Raw genomic sequence first — 16,220 nt, forward strand, 5'->3', positions numbered from 1 at the left:
CCGTCCGGATCTTCAACGGGCCTCGGAAGGCCGGCGGCCTATTCGGCCGCGACGCCCATGCGCATGCGCTCCATCTCGAGAAGGGCGCGGCGGTACTCGACCGGCATGACCTTCACGAAGCGCGGGCGGAAGGTTTCCCAGTTCTCCAGCATGCGCTTGGCGAGCGTCGAGCCGGTGTAGTGGAGGTGGTTCGAGACGAGCTGGTGCAGGCGCTCGTCGTCGTGGCCCGTCATGTTGGACGAGACGTCGACGCGCCCCTTGTGCTGGAGGTCGCCGCCGCCGTGGTAGCGCTTCTCCAGGAGGTCGTCCTCCTCGGGAACGGGCTCCAGCTCCACCATCGCCATGTTGCAGCGGTCCGCGAAGTTTCCTTGCGGATCGTAGACATAGGCGATGCCGCCCGACATGCCGGCCGCGAAGTTGCGACCTGTCTGGCCGAGGATGACGACGACGCCGCCGGTCATGTACTCGCAGCCGTGGTCGCCCACGCCCTCGACGACCGCGATCGCGCCCGAGTTGCGCACGGCGAAGCGCTCGCCCGCCACGCCCCGGAAGTAGCACTCGCCGCCGATCGCCCCGTAGAGCACCGTGTTGCCGACGATGATCGACTCTTCGGGCACGATGCGCGTCTCGGGACGCGGGCGCACGATCAGCTTGCCGCCCGACAGGCCCTTGCCGACATAGTCGTTGCCGTCGCCCACGAGGTCGAGCGTCACGCCGCGCGCCAGGAACGCCCCGAAGCTCTGGCCGGCGGTGCCGGTCAGCTTCACGGTGATCGTGTCGTCGGCCAGCCCCTTGTGCCCGAAGCGCTTGGCCACCTCGCCCGACAGCATCGCGCCGACCGAGCGGTCGACCGAGCCGATCTTGGTCTCGATCACGACCTGCTGGCGCGTCGTCAGGGCGCTCTGCGCCTCGGCGATCAGCTTGCGGTCGAGGACACGGTCGATCGGATGCTCCTGGTGGCGCGTCCAGAAGGTCTCCTCGCGGGGCGCGTCGACCTTGTGGAACAGGCGCGTGAAGTCGAGCCCGCGCGCCTTCCAGTGCTCGATCAGCTCGCGCCGGTCGAGGCGCTCGGAGCGGCCGATGAGCTCGGCCACGGAGCGCACACCCATGGCCGCCAAGATCTCGCGCACCTCTTCGGCCACGAAGAAGAAGAAGTTGATGACGTGCTCGGGCGTGCCCTTGAAGCGCTTGCGCAGGACCGGGTCCTGCGTGGCGACGCCGACCGGGCAGGTGTTGAGGTGGCACTTGCGCATCATGATGCAGCCGGCCGCGATCAGCGGGCCGGTCGAGAAGCCGAACTCGTCGGCTCCCAGCAAGGCCCCGATCACGACGTCGCGGCCCGACCGGAGGCCGCCGTCGACCTGAAGCGCGACGCGCGAGCGCAGCCCGTTCAGGACGAGCGTCTGCTGCGTCTCGGCCAGACCCATCTCCCAGGGGCTGCCGGCATGCTTGATCGAGGTGAGTGGCGAGGCGCCCGTGCCCCCGTCGTAACCCGACACGATGATGTGGTCAGCCCGCGCCTTGGCGACGCCCGCCGCCACCGTGCCGACGCCGACTTCCGAGACGAGCTTCACCGAGATCGCAGCCTCGGGGTTCACGTTCTTCAGATCGAAGATCAGCTGCGCCAGATCCTCGATCGAATAGATGTCGTGGTGGGGCGGCGGCGAGATCAGGCCGACGCCCGGCGTGGAATGCCGCGTCTTGGCGATGGTGGCGTCCACCTTGTGGCCAGGCAGCTGGCCGCCCTCGCCGGGCTTGGCGCCTTGCGCGACCTTGATCTGCAGCATGTCGGCGTTGACGAGATACTCCGTCGTCACGCCGAACCGCCCCGACGCCACCTGCTTGATCGCCGAGCGCTCGGGATTGACGGAGCCGTCGACGAGCTTGAGGTAGCGATCGGGCTCCTCGCCGCCCTCGCCCGTGTTGGATTTGCCGCCGAAGCGGTTCATGGCGACCGCCAGCGTCGCATGGGCCTCGCGGCTGATCGAGCCGAAGCTCATCGCGCCCGTCGAGAAGCGCCGCACGATGTCGGCCGCCGACTCGACCTCCTCCAGCGGCACGGGCTTCAGACCCATCTCCTCGGCCATGCGCAGCTTGAACAGGCCGCGGATCGTGGAGTTGGCGACGTTCGCCTCGTTCACGAGCTGGGCGTATTCCCGATACTTCTCGTAGGATTCCAGGCGCACGGCGTGCTGGAGCGTCGCGACCGCCTCCGGCGACCAGATGTGCGATTCGCCCCGCATGCGGTAGGCGTACTCGCCGCCGACCTCGAGGTTGCGGGCGAGCACCGGATCGTCGGAGAAGGCGAGCGTGTGGCGCTCCACCGTCTCGCGCGCGATCTCGTCCAGACCGACGCCCTCGATCGTGGTCGAGGTACCGGCGAAATACTGCTTCACGAAGTCCGAGCGCAGGCCGATCGCATCGAAGATCTGCGCGCCGCAATAGCTCTGGTAGGTCGAGATGCCCATCTTGGACATGACCTTGAGCAGGCCCTTACCCACCGACTTGATGAAGCGGTAGACGACCTCCTCCTCGGAGACCTCGGGCGGGAAGTCGCCGCGCGCCTGCATGGCGAGAAGCGTGTCGAAGGCGAGATAGGGGTTGATCGCCTCCGCGCCGTAGCCGGCAAGGCACGCGAAGTGATGGACCTCGCGCGGCTCGCCCGACTCCACGACGAGGCCTGCGGCCGTGCGCAGGCCCTTGCGGATGAGGTGGTGATGCACCGCCGCGCAGGCCAGCAGCGCCGGAATGGCGACGCGGTCCGGCCCGACCTGGCGGTCCGACAGGATGATGATGTTGTAGCCGCCCGCGACCGCCGCTTCCGCCCGCTCGCAGAGGCGATCCAGCGCCCCGCTGAGCCCGCCCGCGCCCTGCTCGGACGGGTAGGTCGTGTCCAGCGTCTTGGTGTCGAACCGGTCCTCGGTGTGGCCGATCGTGCGGATCTTCTCGAGATCGCCGTTGGTCAGAATCGGCTGGCGGACCTCGAGGCGCTTGCGGCGCGAGGTGCCCTCCAGGTCGAAGATGTTCGGCCGCGGCCCGATGAAGGAGACCAGGCTCATCACGAGCTCCTCGCGGATCGGGTCGATCGGCGGGTTCGTGACCTGGGCGAAGTTCTGCTTGAAGTAGGTGTAGAGGAGCTTCGACTTCTCCGACATGGCCGAGATCGGCGTGTCGGTGCCCATCGAGCCGATCGCCTCCTGGCCGGTGGTGGCCATCGGCGCCATCAGGAGTTTGGTGTCCTCCTGCGTGTAGCCGAAGGCCTGCTGGCGGTCGAGCAGCGACACGTCGGCGCGCAGCGCGCGCGGCGCCACGGGCTTCAGGTCCTCCAGGATGAGCTGTGTCGAGCGCAGCCAGTCCTTGTAGGGGTTGGCGCTCGCGATCTCGCCCTTGATCTCCTCGTCCGAGACGATGCGGCCCTTTTCGAGGTCGATCAGTAGCATGCGGCCCGGCTGGAGGCGCCACTTCTTGACGATGCGCTCCTCGGGCACGTCGAGCGTGCCGGCCTCGGAGGCGAGGATCACGAGGTCGTCGTCGGTCACGACATACCGCGCGGGACGCAGACCGTTGCGGTCCAAGGTCGCGCCGATCTGGCGCCCGTCCGTGAAGCACACGGCGGCCGGCCCGTCCCAGGGCTCCATGAGCGCGGCATGGTACTCGTAGAAGGAGCGGCGCTCCGGCGACATCTGCTTGTTGCCGGCCCAGGCCTCGGGGATGAGCATCATCATCGCGTGGGCCAGCGGGTAGCCGCCCTGCGTCAGGAACTCGAGCGCGTTGTCGAAGCAGGCGGTGTCGGACTGACCCTCGTAGCTGATCGGCCAGAGCTTCGAGATGTCGTTGCTGAAGAGCTCGGAATCGACGCTCGCCTGGCGCGCCGCCATCCAGTTGACGTTGCCGCGCAGCGTGTTGATCTCGCCGTTGTGGGCGACCATCCGGTAGGGGTGCGCGAGGCGCCAGGACGGGAAGGTGTTGGTCGAGAAGCGCTGGTGGACGAGCGCCAGCGCCGTCTCGAAGCGGGGATCCGTCAGGTCCTTGTAGTAGGCGCCGACCTGATAGGAGAGGAACATGCCCTTGTAGACCACCGTGCGCGCCGAGAGCGACACGATGTAGAAGTCCGTGTCGACCGACTGCGCCTCGGCGTAGACGCGGTTCGAGACCACCTTTCGCAGGAGGTAGAGCCGGCGCTCGAAGTCGTCCTCGGTGGCGTCGGACGCATGGCGCGCGACGAAGACCTGCCGATGCACCGGCTCGGTCGCCTGGATCTCCGGCGCCTTGGACAGCGAGGCGTTGTCGACCGGCACCTCGCGCCAGCCGAGCACCGCGCAGCCTTCCTCGGCGGCGGCCTGCTCGAAGATCGCGCGGAAGTGCTCGCGGCGCTCCTCGTCCTGCGGCATGAACACGAAGCCGACGCCGTAGTGGCCGGGCTCGGGCAGATCGACGCCTTGCGCGGACATCTCCTCGGCGAAGAGCCTGTGCGGGATCTGGACCAGCATGCCCGCGCCGTCGCCCATCAGCGGATCGGCGCCCACCGCCCCGCGATGCTCGAGGTTGTGAAGGATCTGCAGCCCCTTCTCGACGATCGAGTGGGACTTCTGGTTCTTCATGTGGGCGATGAAGCCGACGCCGCAGGCATCGTGCTCGTTGCGCGGATCGTAGAGCCCTTGCGCGATCTGGCGCTGGCGAATGAGTTTGGTCGCGGTCGCGTTGTCGAGTCCGGGGATGGAGGACGGTTCGATCGTCATGCCAAGTCTCCTTCTGCCGCTTCGCCGGCCCGGTTCCTGTTTCACCGGGCGGACTCCAATGTAGTCGCACGCTCGGGCGCGGGGAAAACCGATGCGGGTTGTCCCGCATGGTACCACCACGCCGCAAGGCTTCTCATCATCTTGGATCGGCCCGGCGCGGCCTCCCAGCCCGCGAACCGCCTCAGATAGGGCAGCATTACTGACCTATCTTCGGTCTTATGGCAGCTTTCCCGGGAAGCGGCAAGCGGGCGCGGCGCGGGCCGTTGTCGGCAGCGCGGCGCGGCGCTAAGACGCGCGCATGATCTTTGCATCCGACAATTGGTCCGGCGCCCATCCCGCCGTCAACGAGGCCCTTGCGAAAGCCGCCGACGGCATGGCCGCCGCCTACGGCGCGAGCGACATCGACAAGGCGGTGGAGCGGCGCTTCAACGAGGTGTTCGAGCGCGAGGTCGCGGTCTACTTCGTGGGAACCGGCACGGCCGCCAACTCGCTGGCGTTTGCCGCCGTCAACCGGCCGGGCGGCGTGGTGCTGTGCCACCGCGAGGCGCACGTGATCGAGGACGAGTGCGGCGCGCCCGAATTCTTCACGCACGGCGCGCGCATGGCGCCCGTGGACGGCGCGGGCGGACGTCTCGACCCGTCCAATCTGCGGCGCGAGCTCAAGCGCTTCCGCCCCGGCTTCGTCCACGCGGGCCAGCCCATGGCCGTGACGCTCAGCCAGGCGACGGAAGCGGGCACGCTGTATTCGATCCCCGAGATCGAGGCTCTGGCGGCGATCGCGCACGAGCACGAGCTCGCGCTTCACATGGACGGGGCGCGCTTCGCCAACGCGCTGGCCGCCAGCAACGCGTCGCCCGCCGAGATGACCTGGCGCGCGGGCGTCGACATCCTCTCCTTCGGCGCCACGAAGAACGGCTGCTGGTGTGCCGAGGCCGTGGTCTTCTTCGATCCCGAGAAGGCCAGGCAGTTTCCCTATATCCGCAAGCGCGGGGCGCAGCTCTTCTCCAAGACGCGCTTCATGGCCGCCCAGTTCATGGCCTACCTGGAGGGCGATCTCTGGCTGGAGCTGGCGGGCCATTCCAACGCCATGGCGGACGAGCTTCGCGCCGGCATCGCGGCCAGCTCGCATGCGCGCCTTGCCTGGCCGACGCGCTCCAACGAGCTCTTCGCCGTGTTCGAGACCGGTATCGCCGAAAGCCTTCGCCGCGAGGGTGCGGTCTTCTACGACTGGAACCCGCCGCACGATGGCTCGGTGCCGGTGGGCGAGAACGAGATGCTGGCGCGTCTCGTCACCAGCTGGTCGACCCGGCGCGACGATGTCTCGCGCTTCGTGGAACTGATCCAGTAGACACGAAAACGGCGCCCCTAGGGGCGCCGTCCGCTTTTCCCGGTACCGTCTCGGTCACGCCGCGGCGGTCTCGATCGCCTTGGCATTGCCGTTGGCGGTCGCGATCTCGATGCGGCGGGGCTTCATCGCCTCCGGAATCACCCGCACGAGATCGACGTGCAGAAGACCGTTCTGGAGCGTGGCGCCCCGGACCTCGACATGCTCGGCGAGCTGGAAGCGACGCTCGAAGGCGCGGCCGGCGATCCCGCGATACAGGAACTCAGCGCCCTCGGCCTTGTCGTCCGCCTTCTCGCCCTTCACGGTCAGCGTGTTCTCACGCGACTCGATCGAGAGCTCGTTCTCGGCGAAGCCCGCGACCGCCATGGTGATGCGGTAGGCGTTCTCGCCTGTGCGCTCGATATTGTAGGGCGGATAGCTCTGGGCCTCGTTCGAGGAGGCGGCGTCCAGCATCGAGAAAAGACGGTCGAAGCCGACGGTGGAGCGGTACAGGGGAGCGAAGTCAAACGTACGCATAGGTCGTTCTCCAAGAGCAACAGGTTGTGCGTGTCTGGTCGGTCTGGACCCCGCGATGGGGCGTCTCGGTCGACCAGCGGACCCGCCAGGCGGCGTCCGTGAACGAGAGATGGGAAGCGGGAAATCCGCCTTCAAGCGGTTTTTTCCGATCCTCCGTCGATTTTTTTCCGGCGCGAAATCAGGGACTTGCGCAAATTCGTACCTGAATCTGCGATGAACGATCCCTTCCGTTCCCGTTCACCCTCCTCGCCCCATCCTCCTTCTCGAACGGTTGCGGCGTCCCGTCCCTTCCGCCGTGGCCGTTTTGGGGTCGGGAGCTCCGTGCATGGGGCTTCCGACCTCAACTTGCGCCGCCCGTCTTTGCCCGCCGATCCCCCTGTCCGCGGTTCGTCGCAGCCTCTAGAATGACGCAAGATTCCCTATCGGCCGTCCGAGGCGCCGCTTGACCGACCTTTCCGCCCCGGCGGCTTCCGCCCCCCCCTTCCGCACCGTCGATGGCAACCCTCCCCCTCCGGGGCTCGAGGCCGGCCTCCATCCGCTGCCCGACGGCGCCCGGCTGCGCTGGGTCACGGCCCTGCCGACGGGTCCGGCACGCGGAACGGTGCTCATCCTCCAGGGGCGCAACGAGACGCTGGAGAAGTATTTCGAGACGATGGGCGATCTGCTGGCCGAGGGGTTTGCCGTCGCAAGCTTCGACTGGCGCGGCCAGGGCGCCTCTGGTCGCTCGACGCCGATCGCCTCGGTCGGCCACATCACGAGCATCGATCAGCTCGCGCAGGATCTCGAGCACGTCCTGCACCATCTCGTGCGCGGGCGCTGCCCCGGCCCGGTCGCGATCCTCGCCCATTCCATGGGCGGGCTGGTGGCGCTGCACGCGATGGAAGCGATCGAGCACTCCGTCGAGCGCCTCGTCCTCAGCGCGCCGCTCGTGCGGATTCCCGGCTCGCCCGCCGCGCGACGCCTGATCGCGGCGACTTGCGCGCTCCTGCACTGGACCGGGCTCGGTATCCTGCCGGTGCGCCGCGCCGCGCTGCCCGGCGCCGATCCGCAGCGCTCGGATCTCTCGAGCGACCCCGTGCGCCTCCGGCGCAACGCGGCGCTGGCGCGTGCGAGCGGCGACTGGGCGGTCTCCGGTCTCTCGGCCTCGTGGCTGCGCGCGGTGCTGAGGGGCTGCGGGCGCCTGGAGCGGTCCGACACGATCGCGCGCATGAGCGTGCCGACGCTGGTCCTGACGGCGGGCGCCGACAGCGTGGTCTCGCCGCAGGCGTCCTCGCATCTTGCCTGGCGCATGCGCGTCGGCCACGGCATCACCGTTCCCGGCGCGCGGCACGAGCTCCTGCAGGAGGCCGACCGTTTTCGCGCGCCCGCGATGGCCGCCGCCATAGCCTTCATCGAGGAGGCGCTGCCGCGCCGCCTCGAGGCCCCGCCGCTCGACGTCGCGGAACTCGCGCAGACGCTGGAGACGGCACTCGGCTGATCATCAGCCGTTGAGGTGACGCAGCGCCGCCTCGTGCAGGCGCGGCGTCGCGGCGGCGATGACGTCTCCCCCCTCCTCCGGTCGGTCGCCCGAGAAGGTCGTGATGACGCCGCCCGCCCGTTCCACCAGCGGCGTCAGCGCCACGATGTCGTAGGGCTGGAGTCCCGGCTCGACGCAGATGTCGACATGGCCCGAGGCCAGCATCGCGAACGCGTAGCAGTCCGCGCCGAAGCGCGTCAGGCGCACGGCGTCGACGAGGCCGGCGAAGCGCTCGCGCATCGCGCCGCGAAAGAGCTCGGGCGCCGAGGAGAAGAGCGTGGCGGCCGACAGGTCGCCGACATCGCGCACCTTAAGGGGCGTGCGACCCGTATGCGGTCCCTCGCCGAAGGCGCCCTCCGGCGTCGAGTAGAAGCGCTCGCCGGTGAAGGGCTGGCTCATGATGCCGATCTCGGCGCGGCCGCGCACCGTCAGCCCGATCAGCGTGCCCCAGACCGGCACACCGCAGATGAAGGGCCGCGTGCCGTCCACCGGGTCGATCACCCAGAGATGGTCCCCCTCGCCGGTGCGTCCGAACTCCTCGCCGAGAATGGCGTGGGTCGGATAGCGCGCCTCGATCACGCGGCGAATGGCGCGCTCGGCCTCGCGGTCCGCCTCGGTCACGGGATCGAAGGTGAAGCCCTCCTTCGGCTTGTTGTCGACGAGCAGCGGCTGCCGGAAGCGCGGCAGCGTCTCGCGCGCGGCGGCGTCCGCCAGTTCGAACAGGAAGGCGGCATCCGGCAGGCTCATGGGGCTCGTCCTTTGCGGGGCGGGATCGGCGGGTCACCGCCTTTTGGCGCATGCGGCGCGCGCGCGCCAGCCTCGCAGCCTATTCGGCGGCGAGCGACCGGCCCGCCAGTTCCGCCTCGAGTTCGGCGGCGAACAGGCTCGCGAACTCGAACAGCGAGCGCCGGAGCGACGCGAAGCCCTCGTTCGGCACGAAGCGGCGCTCGTCGGCGTAGAGCCCGCGATTGATCTCGATCTGGATCGCGTGGACGCCCCGGCGCGGCATCCCGTAGCGCTCGGTGATGAAGCCGCCGGCATAGGGCTTGTTGCGCGTCACGTCCCAGCCGAGCGCGGACAGGCGTTGCGTCACCATGGCGACGAAGCGGGGCGCGGCGCTCGACCCGAACCGGTCGCCCACCACGATATCGGCGCGCCGCCCGCCCGGCATGGTGCGCACCGAGGAGGGCATGGAGTGGCAGTCGACGAGGATCGCAAGGCCGAAGCGCGAGAGCGTCCGCTCCACCAGCGCCTCCAGCGCCGCGTGGAAGGGAAAGTAGATGCCCTCGATGCGGCGCGCGGCCTCGGCGGGCTCGAGCTTGCGCGCGTAGATCTCCTCGCGCTCGGCGACGATGCGCGGGATCGTGCCGAGACCGCCGGCCACGCGCACCGAGGCCGAGTTCACCTCGGGCGGCAGGGGCCCGGAGAACATGGCGGGATCGAGCTCGTAGGGCTCCCGGTTGACGTCGAGATAGGCGCGTGGAAAGCGGGCGGCGAGAAGCGGAGCGCCGAGCGCGGGCACGAAATCGAAGAGCTGGTCGACGAAGAGGTCTTCCGAGCGCCGGATGGCGTCGGCGCCCAGACGCGAGGCGCGCAGGAACCCCTGCGGGTAGGCGCGCCCGCTGTGCGGCGAGCAGAAGACGAGCGGCAGCGTCTGCTCGGCCGGCTCGATGATCTCGAAGGCGGGGACGGCTCCGGCGGCGGTGTCGAGGCTGGGAATTGCGCCCGGCGAGATCGGTTCGGTGGTCATCCTGTGAAATCTAGCTCGCGCGCGGCGTTTCGCACATTCCACTTAGCCTCGCTTTAAGCAATCTGGTAAAAGCATGACAGTTGACATCGGATACGAGCGCGCGGTTGGTTCCCGACCGCGCGCCAGCAGCCGCAACGGCGGGACATTGGAACAGACGGCATGACGAAAATTCTTTTGGCCGAGGACGACAACGACATGCGCCGCTTCCTCGCCAAGGCGTTGGAAAAGGCGGGCTACGAGGTCACCTCCTACGACAACGGCGGCTCGGCCTACGAGCGCCTGCGCGAGGAGCCCTTCTCGCTGCTCCTGACCGACATCGTCATGCCGGAGATGGACGGCATCGAGCTGGCGCGCCGCGCGACCGAACTCGACCCCGACCTCAAGGTCATGTTCATCACGGGCTTCGCGGCGGTCGCGCTCAATCCCGACTCCAAGGCCCCCAAGGACGCCAAGATTCTGAGCAAGCCCTTCCACCTGCGCGAGCTGGTGGAGGAGGTCGGCAAGATGCTCCAGGACGCCGCCTGAAAATTCGGCGGGCGGACCGCAGGAATGGCCGGATCGGGGCTTGACGGTCCGCCGGCTCCTGTGGTCTATCCCGCCCATCGGATGGGCGTGTAGCTCAGCGGGAGAGCACTACGTTGACATCGTAGGGGTCACAGGTTCAATCCCTGTCACGCCCACCATTCGCACAAGGCCTCGGACGGCGACGTCGGGGCCTTTTTCGTGTCCTGATCATCGAATCCAGCATCAGATCACGAATCTTCTCTGCGTGCCCTGTAAGACAGCAAGGACGCACGCAGGCGTACCCTCGACCGCGCCGGTGGCTGAGGATGGGTCCGTTGTCGTGATCGATCGCCAGTCAGGCCGCAATCGGCGTATCTGGCAAGGTGCGGCCTGCCGGGATTGCTCGCGCGACCGGCGGCATGAATCGCGGCACGGGCGCCGCCGCCCAGCGTCGACGCACGACAGTCCTCATGCCGTCACGCGCCGCGTTCGCCCTTCAGGCAACCAAGCCTCGCCCGACCGAGATCGCATGAGGCGGTGATGCGCCTCAGCGTGCTTTTGCGCGATGTCGGGTGAGAATCTCCCGGGAGTCCGTCGGTTCCCCGTCATGGGGGACCAAGGCTCCGGCGGCGATCAGCCTGCCAGGGCCTCCCTGGGCTTGACCAGATCGGCCAGCCGCAGGTGCATTGCGGGTCGCTCGACGAGGCGGTGGATGATCCAGGCGAGGAGGAGGGCCGAGAGCGTGGAGAGGATAAAAAGCGTCGCCACGCGGTTCGCGGTCTGGTCCACTGGGACCCAGGGCATGTTGCGGAAGGCGAAGGCTATGCCGAGGCCATGCACGAGGTAGAACGGGTAGCTGACGAGACCGAGGAACTGCACCGGGCGGCTGAGTAGCCAGCGCGGCTGGACGGCGCGTGCCCAGGCGACGATCAGGAAGGCGCCCGACATCTCGAAGATGCGCGCTTCCCAACCGTGGCCCCAGAAGACGCTGGAGGCGACCAGAATGGGAACGCCGGCAAGCGGCAGAAGGAGCGAGCGCGCGATGCGTTCGGGAACTTCGCGGATCAGGGCGCCGAGAAGGAAGGCCGGCAAGAAGAGCGCGACTTCCGAGCCGGTCCTGAGAAAGACGAAGATCGAGGGGACCGCCAGGAGAAAGGCTGGAAGCGCCCGTCCCCGCGTCGCGGCCCAGACCCCGAACAGGAGAACCGAGGCGACGATCTCGACCTGCAGCGACCACAGGACGCCGTTCGTGTCGCGGCTGAGGATGAACATCGTGCGCCACAGTTCGGGCGTGTCCATCGGAGCGATGTAGTTGATGTGGACTGCGGCCCCGAACAGAAGGCCCGCGGCGATCGAGGTGGGAAGCAGACGCCACAGGCGCTCGGCGATGCAGAGCGGAAAGCTCTCGATGCCGCGATAGCGCCGGTCGAACATGGCCCAGAGGACGTGGCCGCTCAACACAAAGAACAGCATGACCGCCGCATCGCTCGGTGCCACGAGATAACCGAGCCGGGCCGCGACAACCGGAAAGGGCTGGTCGCCGAACTGCGCGTAGGTGAGTGCCCAGATGCCGAGGCCCGTGAAGGTCAGGATGCTGTGGCCGCCCGCCACCGCGAGCGCGGCAAGCCCGCGCAGACCGTCCAGTGCCCTATCTCTCGAAGCCATCGCCATCGCCTTCCGTCCGTTCAACCGAAGTCGTGGCGCAACACGCGACCTATCACAATCAGGACGAGCGGCCCCTGGCGCGTGTCCCGGCCCGGTGTGGCAAGCGCATCACAGGTTCGGTTCGTGGAATGGCACGATGCCACTTGCATGCACCCGCTACCGACCTCGGGCGGCACTGTGTCGCTTCGGGGGCTCGACGTCTGATTTCCTGCCATAGTTTGGCAGCGATGGATCCCGAGCCGCCGCGATGACCAACGACGACCTCAACGAGATGGCGGCCTTCGTCCTTCGCCTGTCGGACTTCGTCGACAGCCCCGATGACCTGCGCACCATGCTGGAGCAGGCCTATCCCGAGGCCACGGGGGACGAAGTCCTCTTCGTCATGCTTCGTGCCCTCAATCTCCTGTCCACGGAGGGGGCGAGACGGCGTCTCAACTGAGCCGCGCCGCCTCGATGGACGGCGACCTAGATATCGAGGTTGGCGACCTGGAGGGCGTTTTCCTGGATGAACTCGCGGCGGGGCTCGACCTCGTCGCCCATCAGGCGCGCGAAGAGCTGGTCGGCGTCGGTCGCGTCGTTGATCTTGACCTGCAGGAGCGAGCGCACCTCGGGATCGAGCGTCGTCTCCCAGAGCTGCTCGGGATCCATCTCGCCAAGGCCCTTGTAGCGCTGGAGCGAGAGGCCCTTGCGGCCCACCTCGAAGACGGCATCCAGGAGGTCGAGAGGCCCCGTCAGGGCACGCTCGGTCTCCTTGCGCCTCAGCACGGGCGGCGTGTCGTAGATCTCGCCGAGCCGTGACGCCAGGCGATGCAGCGCGATGGCGTCGGCCGACGCGATCAGGGCGGCGTCCAGAACCTGAACGTCGAGGACGCCCCGCACGGTGCGCTGGAAGCGATAGCCCCCCTCGCCGTCGGCCTCGCCGATCCAGCCGCGCTCGGTCTCCTCGGCCACCGCGTTCAGCGCCTTGGCGATACGGTCGGCCATGACCTCGGCCTCGCCGCCCGTCGCGACCTGCGGCGAGAGCGCGCCTGCGACGGCCGCATGCTCCACCACCGGCCGCGCATAGCGGGAGTGGAGGCCGTTCAGGATCTGCCGGACCTGCAGCGCGTCCTCGACGGCCGCGCGCAGGTCGCGCCCGCGTCGGACTTCGCCCGAGCCCAGCGTCAGGATCGCGTCTTCTAGACCGCCCTCGATCAGGTAGTTCTCCAGCGCCTTCTCGTTCTTGAGGTACTGGCTCTGCTTGCCGCGCGTCACCTTATAGAGCGGCGGCTGGGCGATGTAGACGTAGCCGCGCTCGATGAGCTCGGGCATCTGGCGGAAGAAGAAGGTCAGGAGAAGCGTGCGGATATGGGCGCCGTCGACGTCGGCGTCCGTCATGATGATGATCTTGTGGTAGCGCAGCTTGTCGGCGTCGAACCCGTAGGTCGAGCCCTCGAAGGTGCCGATGCCCGTGCCGAGCGCGGTGATCAGCGTGCCGATCTGGTCCGAGGAGATCATCCGGTCGAAGCGCACGCGCTCGACGTTGAGGATCTTGCCGCGCAAGGGGAGGATCGCCTGGTTCTGGCGCGAGCGCGCGCCCTTGGCCGAGCCGCCGGCCGAGTCGCCCTCCACGATGAATATCTCGGACTTGGCCGGATCCTTCTCCTGGCAGTCGGCGAGCTTGCCGGGCAGGGTCGAGACGCTCATCACGTCCTTGCGCACGGTCTCGCGCGCCTTGCGCGCCGCCTCGCGGGCGGCGGCCGCCTGCACCATCTTGCCGACCACGGTGCGCGCGTCGGAAGGGTGTTCCTCGAACCAGGAGCTCAGCGCCTCGTTCATGGCGCCCTCCACCACGGGCCGCACCTCGGACGAGACGAGCTTGCCCTTGGTCTGCGAGGAGAACTTCGGGTCCGGCACCTTGACCGAGAGAACGCAGGTCAGCCCCTCGCGGCAGTCGTCGCCGGTCGGCTGGACCTTCTCCTTCTTCAGCTGGCCGGAACTCTCGGCGTAGCCGATCACCTGGCGCGTCAGCGCCCCGCGAAAGCCCGCCATGTGCGTGCCGCCGTCGCGCTGCGGAATGTTGTTGGTGAAGCACAGGACGTTGTCCTGATAGCTGTCGTTCCACCAGAGCGCGGCTTCCACGGTGATGCCCTCGCGCTCGGTCTTCACCGTGATCGGCTCGCCGATCAGAGGCTTTCGCGCGCGGTCGAGATAGCGCACGAAGGCCTCGAGCCCGCCCTCGTAGAAGAGCTCGTTGCGCTTCTCGTCGGCGTGGCGCTTGTCGGACAGGACGATGCGCACGCCGGAGTTCAGGAAGGCGAGCTCCCGCAGCCGGTGCTCCAGCGTGCCGTAGTCGAAGGTCGTGACGCCCCTGAACGTGTCGGTCGAGGGCAGGAAGGTGATGGCCGTGCCGGTCTCGGAGCCCGCGTCACCCGTCACCTTCAGCGGCGCGTCGGCGACGCCGTGCGTGAAGCTCATCTCGTGGATCTGCCCTTTGCGGCGGATCTTCATCTTCAGCCACACAGACAAGGCGTTGACGACCGAGACGCCGACGCCGTGAAGGCCGCCTGAGACCTTGTAGCTGTTCTGGTCGAACTTACCGCCGGCGTGCAGCTGGGTCATGATGACCTCGGCCGCCGAGACGCCTTCGGACGAGTGGATGTCGGTCGGGATGCCGCGCCCGTTGTCGGTCACGGTGCAGGAGCCGTCGGGATTGAGCGTGACGGTGACGAGGGTCGCATGGCCGGCCAGCGCCTCGTCGATGGCGTTGTCCACCACCTCGTAGACCATGTGGTGGAGGCCGGAGCCGTCGTCCGTGTCGCCGATATACATGCCGGGCCGCTTGCGGACCGCGTCGAGACCCTTCAGCACCTTGATGGAATCGGCGCCGTATTCGGCCGGGCCGGGGATGGTCTCGTTTGTTTCGGACATGAAGTTCCTGCTGTGGCCGGCCCGCGCCCCCGCTCGGGCGCGGACCCGTGTCGCTCGAGTGAGCCAAGGTTCCCCAGATATAATGATTTTCGCCCACCGATCCAAGCCTTTAGGGTCCCGCGCCGCCGGTCATCCACGGGGGCGACGGGCTTCCGCTTCGGCTCCGCAATCCCCATTAAGGAGCCCAAGGGCACGCAGGCCCTTCGCTTGGAACCTCGCCTTGATGGACACGCTCGCCGAACCCTTCCTCGCCCCAGCTCCCGTGCCGCACGAGAAGCCGCTCGGCCTGCCGCGCTTCCTTCTGACCGCCTCGCGCAACCCGATCGAGATCTGGGGGCAGCGGGCCTATCGCGAGCCGATCGTGCGCGTGGACTGGCTGCGCGTTCCCACGATCGTCCTCAGCGATCCGGCGGGCATCCGTCACTGCCTCGTCGAGAACAGCGCGAACTACGCCCTGCAGCCGCTGCGCCAACGCGTTCTGCGCCCCTTCCTGCGCGACGGGCTCCTGACCGCCGAGGGAGAGCTCTGGCGCCGCACGCGGCGCGCGCTCAGCCCCGTCTTCGCGCCACGCAACACCGGGCGCCTCGCCGCGCCCATGGCCGAGCGCAGCCGGCTCTTCGCGCAAGACCTCGCGCGGCGCGACGGCGAGGTCGTGGACGTCTCGACGCAGATGACGCTCCTGACCTACGACATCCTCCAGGCGACGCTCTTCACGAACGACATCACGGGCCGCCCGGCGGAGTTCGCCCATGCGATGGAGCGTTTCCTCGATCGCATGGGGCGGGTCGATCCGCTCGACATTCTCGATGCGCCCGCCTTCCTTCCCCGCGTCTGGCGCCTCATGGGGCGGCGCGCCAACCTCTACTTCCGCCGCATCATCGCCGAAACGCGCGACCGGCGGCGCGCCCTTCTCGCGCGCGATCCGGCCAGCGCGCCGCAGGACCTCCTGACCCTCCTCCTCCAGACCGAGGCGTTGAGCGATGCCGAGATCGAGGACAACATCATCACCTTCATCGGGGCGGGCCACGAGACCACGGCGCGGGCGCTCGGCTGGACGCTTTATCTCCTCGCGATGGCGCCGGGCGAGCGGGCGCTCGTGGAGGCCGAGCTCGACGCGCTCCTGCCCGGGCTGCCCGACCCGCGCGACTGGCCGGAGGCCCTGCCGCACACGCGCGCGGCCTTCGAGGAGGCCATGCGTCTCTACCCGCCCGCCCCCTCGCTCAACCGCACTGCGCTGGCGGACGATGAGGTCCGCGGCATGGCGGTTCCCGCCGG

11 protein-coding genes and 1 tRNA gene are annotated in these 16,220 nt (G+C 68.4%); 6 read left to right on the top strand and 6 right to left on the bottom strand.

What is annotated here, in order from left to right; translation table 11 throughout:
* Window positions 1–38: 38 nt before the first annotated feature.
* Window positions 39–4,739, bottom strand: coding sequence for a glutamate synthase large subunit (gene gltB / locus AUL35_RS16975; RefSeq protein WP_062016868.1), 4,701 nt, complete (start codon window positions 4,737–4,739; stop codon window positions 39–41).
* Between the two features lie 298 nt (window positions 4,740–5,037).
* Between gltB and AUL35_RS16980 the strand changes: the two genes are divergently transcribed.
* The gene (locus AUL35_RS16980; RefSeq protein ID WP_062016870.1) at window positions 5,038–6,087 is read left to right on the top strand and encodes a low specificity L-threonine aldolase; all 1,050 of its coding nucleotides are present in this window, start codon (window positions 5,038–5,040) and stop codon (window positions 6,085–6,087) included.
* Window positions 6,088–6,141: 54 nt separating this feature from the next.
* Here the strand turns inward: AUL35_RS16980 and AUL35_RS16985 are convergent, their stop codons facing one another.
* Window positions 6,142–6,600 (bottom strand): Hsp20 family protein, encoded by a 459-nt coding sequence (locus AUL35_RS16985; RefSeq protein ID WP_062016872.1) that lies wholly within the window; start codon window positions 6,598–6,600, stop codon window positions 6,142–6,144.
* Window positions 6,601–7,042: 442 nt separating this feature from the next.
* Here AUL35_RS16985 and AUL35_RS16990 point away from each other — a divergent pair, with 442 nt between their 5' ends.
* Window positions 7,043–8,077: an alpha/beta fold hydrolase gene (locus tag AUL35_RS16990; RefSeq protein ID WP_062016874.1), complete on the top strand. Its 1,035-nt coding sequence runs from the start codon at window positions 7,043–7,045 to the stop codon at window positions 8,075–8,077.
* A gap of 3 nt (window positions 8,078–8,080) precedes the next feature.
* Here the strand turns inward: AUL35_RS16990 and hisN are convergent, their stop codons facing one another.
* Window positions 8,081–8,863, bottom strand: a complete 783-nt coding sequence (hisN, locus tag AUL35_RS16995) for a histidinol-phosphatase (RefSeq protein ID WP_062016876.1) — start codon at window positions 8,861–8,863, stop codon at window positions 8,081–8,083.
* Window positions 8,864–8,942: 79 nt separating this feature from the next.
* Window positions 8,943–9,866, bottom strand: a complete 924-nt coding sequence (locus AUL35_RS17000) for an N-formylglutamate amidohydrolase (RefSeq protein WP_082666395.1) — start codon at window positions 9,864–9,866, stop codon at window positions 8,943–8,945.
* A gap of 159 nt (window positions 9,867–10,025) precedes the next feature.
* Here AUL35_RS17000 and cpdR point away from each other — a divergent pair, with 159 nt between their 5' ends.
* Together cpdR and AUL35_RS17010 are read left to right on the top strand one after the other, a co-directional pair.
* Window positions 10,026–10,391 carry a cell cycle two-component system response regulator CpdR gene (cpdR, locus tag AUL35_RS17005; protein ID WP_062016878.1) on the top strand — a complete coding sequence of 122 codons (366 nt, stop codon included), beginning with the start codon at window positions 10,026–10,028 and terminating at the stop codon, window positions 10,389–10,391.
* Window positions 10,392–10,474: 83 nt separating this feature from the next.
* A tRNA-Val gene (locus AUL35_RS17010) sits at window positions 10,475–10,549 on the top strand.
* 454 nt (window positions 10,550–11,003) lie between these two features.
* Here AUL35_RS17010 and AUL35_RS17015 read toward each other — a convergent pair.
* Window positions 11,004–12,041, bottom strand: coding sequence for an acyltransferase (locus tag AUL35_RS17015; RefSeq protein WP_062016880.1), 1,038 nt, complete (start codon window positions 12,039–12,041; stop codon window positions 11,004–11,006).
* A 241-nt stretch (window positions 12,042–12,282) separates the two neighbouring features.
* Between AUL35_RS17015 and AUL35_RS17020 the strand changes: the two genes are divergently transcribed.
* Window positions 12,283–12,474: a hypothetical protein gene (locus tag AUL35_RS17020; RefSeq protein ID WP_062016882.1), complete on the top strand. Its 192-nt coding sequence runs from the start codon at window positions 12,283–12,285 to the stop codon at window positions 12,472–12,474.
* Between the two features lie 26 nt (window positions 12,475–12,500).
* Here AUL35_RS17020 and gyrB read toward each other — a convergent pair whose 3' ends face one another.
* Window positions 12,501–14,945 (bottom strand): DNA topoisomerase (ATP-hydrolyzing) subunit B, encoded by a 2,445-nt coding sequence (gene gyrB / locus AUL35_RS17025; protein ID WP_062016884.1) that lies wholly within the window; start codon window positions 14,943–14,945, stop codon window positions 12,501–12,503.
* A 223-nt stretch (window positions 14,946–15,168) separates the two neighbouring features.
* On the opposite strand from gyrB, the gene AUL35_RS17030 reads away from it, so the two are divergent.
* The coding region (locus AUL35_RS17030) for a cytochrome P450 (protein ID WP_062016886.1) at window positions 15,169–16,220 on the top strand (1,052 nt) is incomplete at its 3' end.

The organism is Aureimonas sp. AU4 (assembly GCF_001463765.1).
Taxonomy (GTDB): Bacteria; Pseudomonadota; Alphaproteobacteria; order Rhizobiales; family Rhizobiaceae; genus Aureimonas.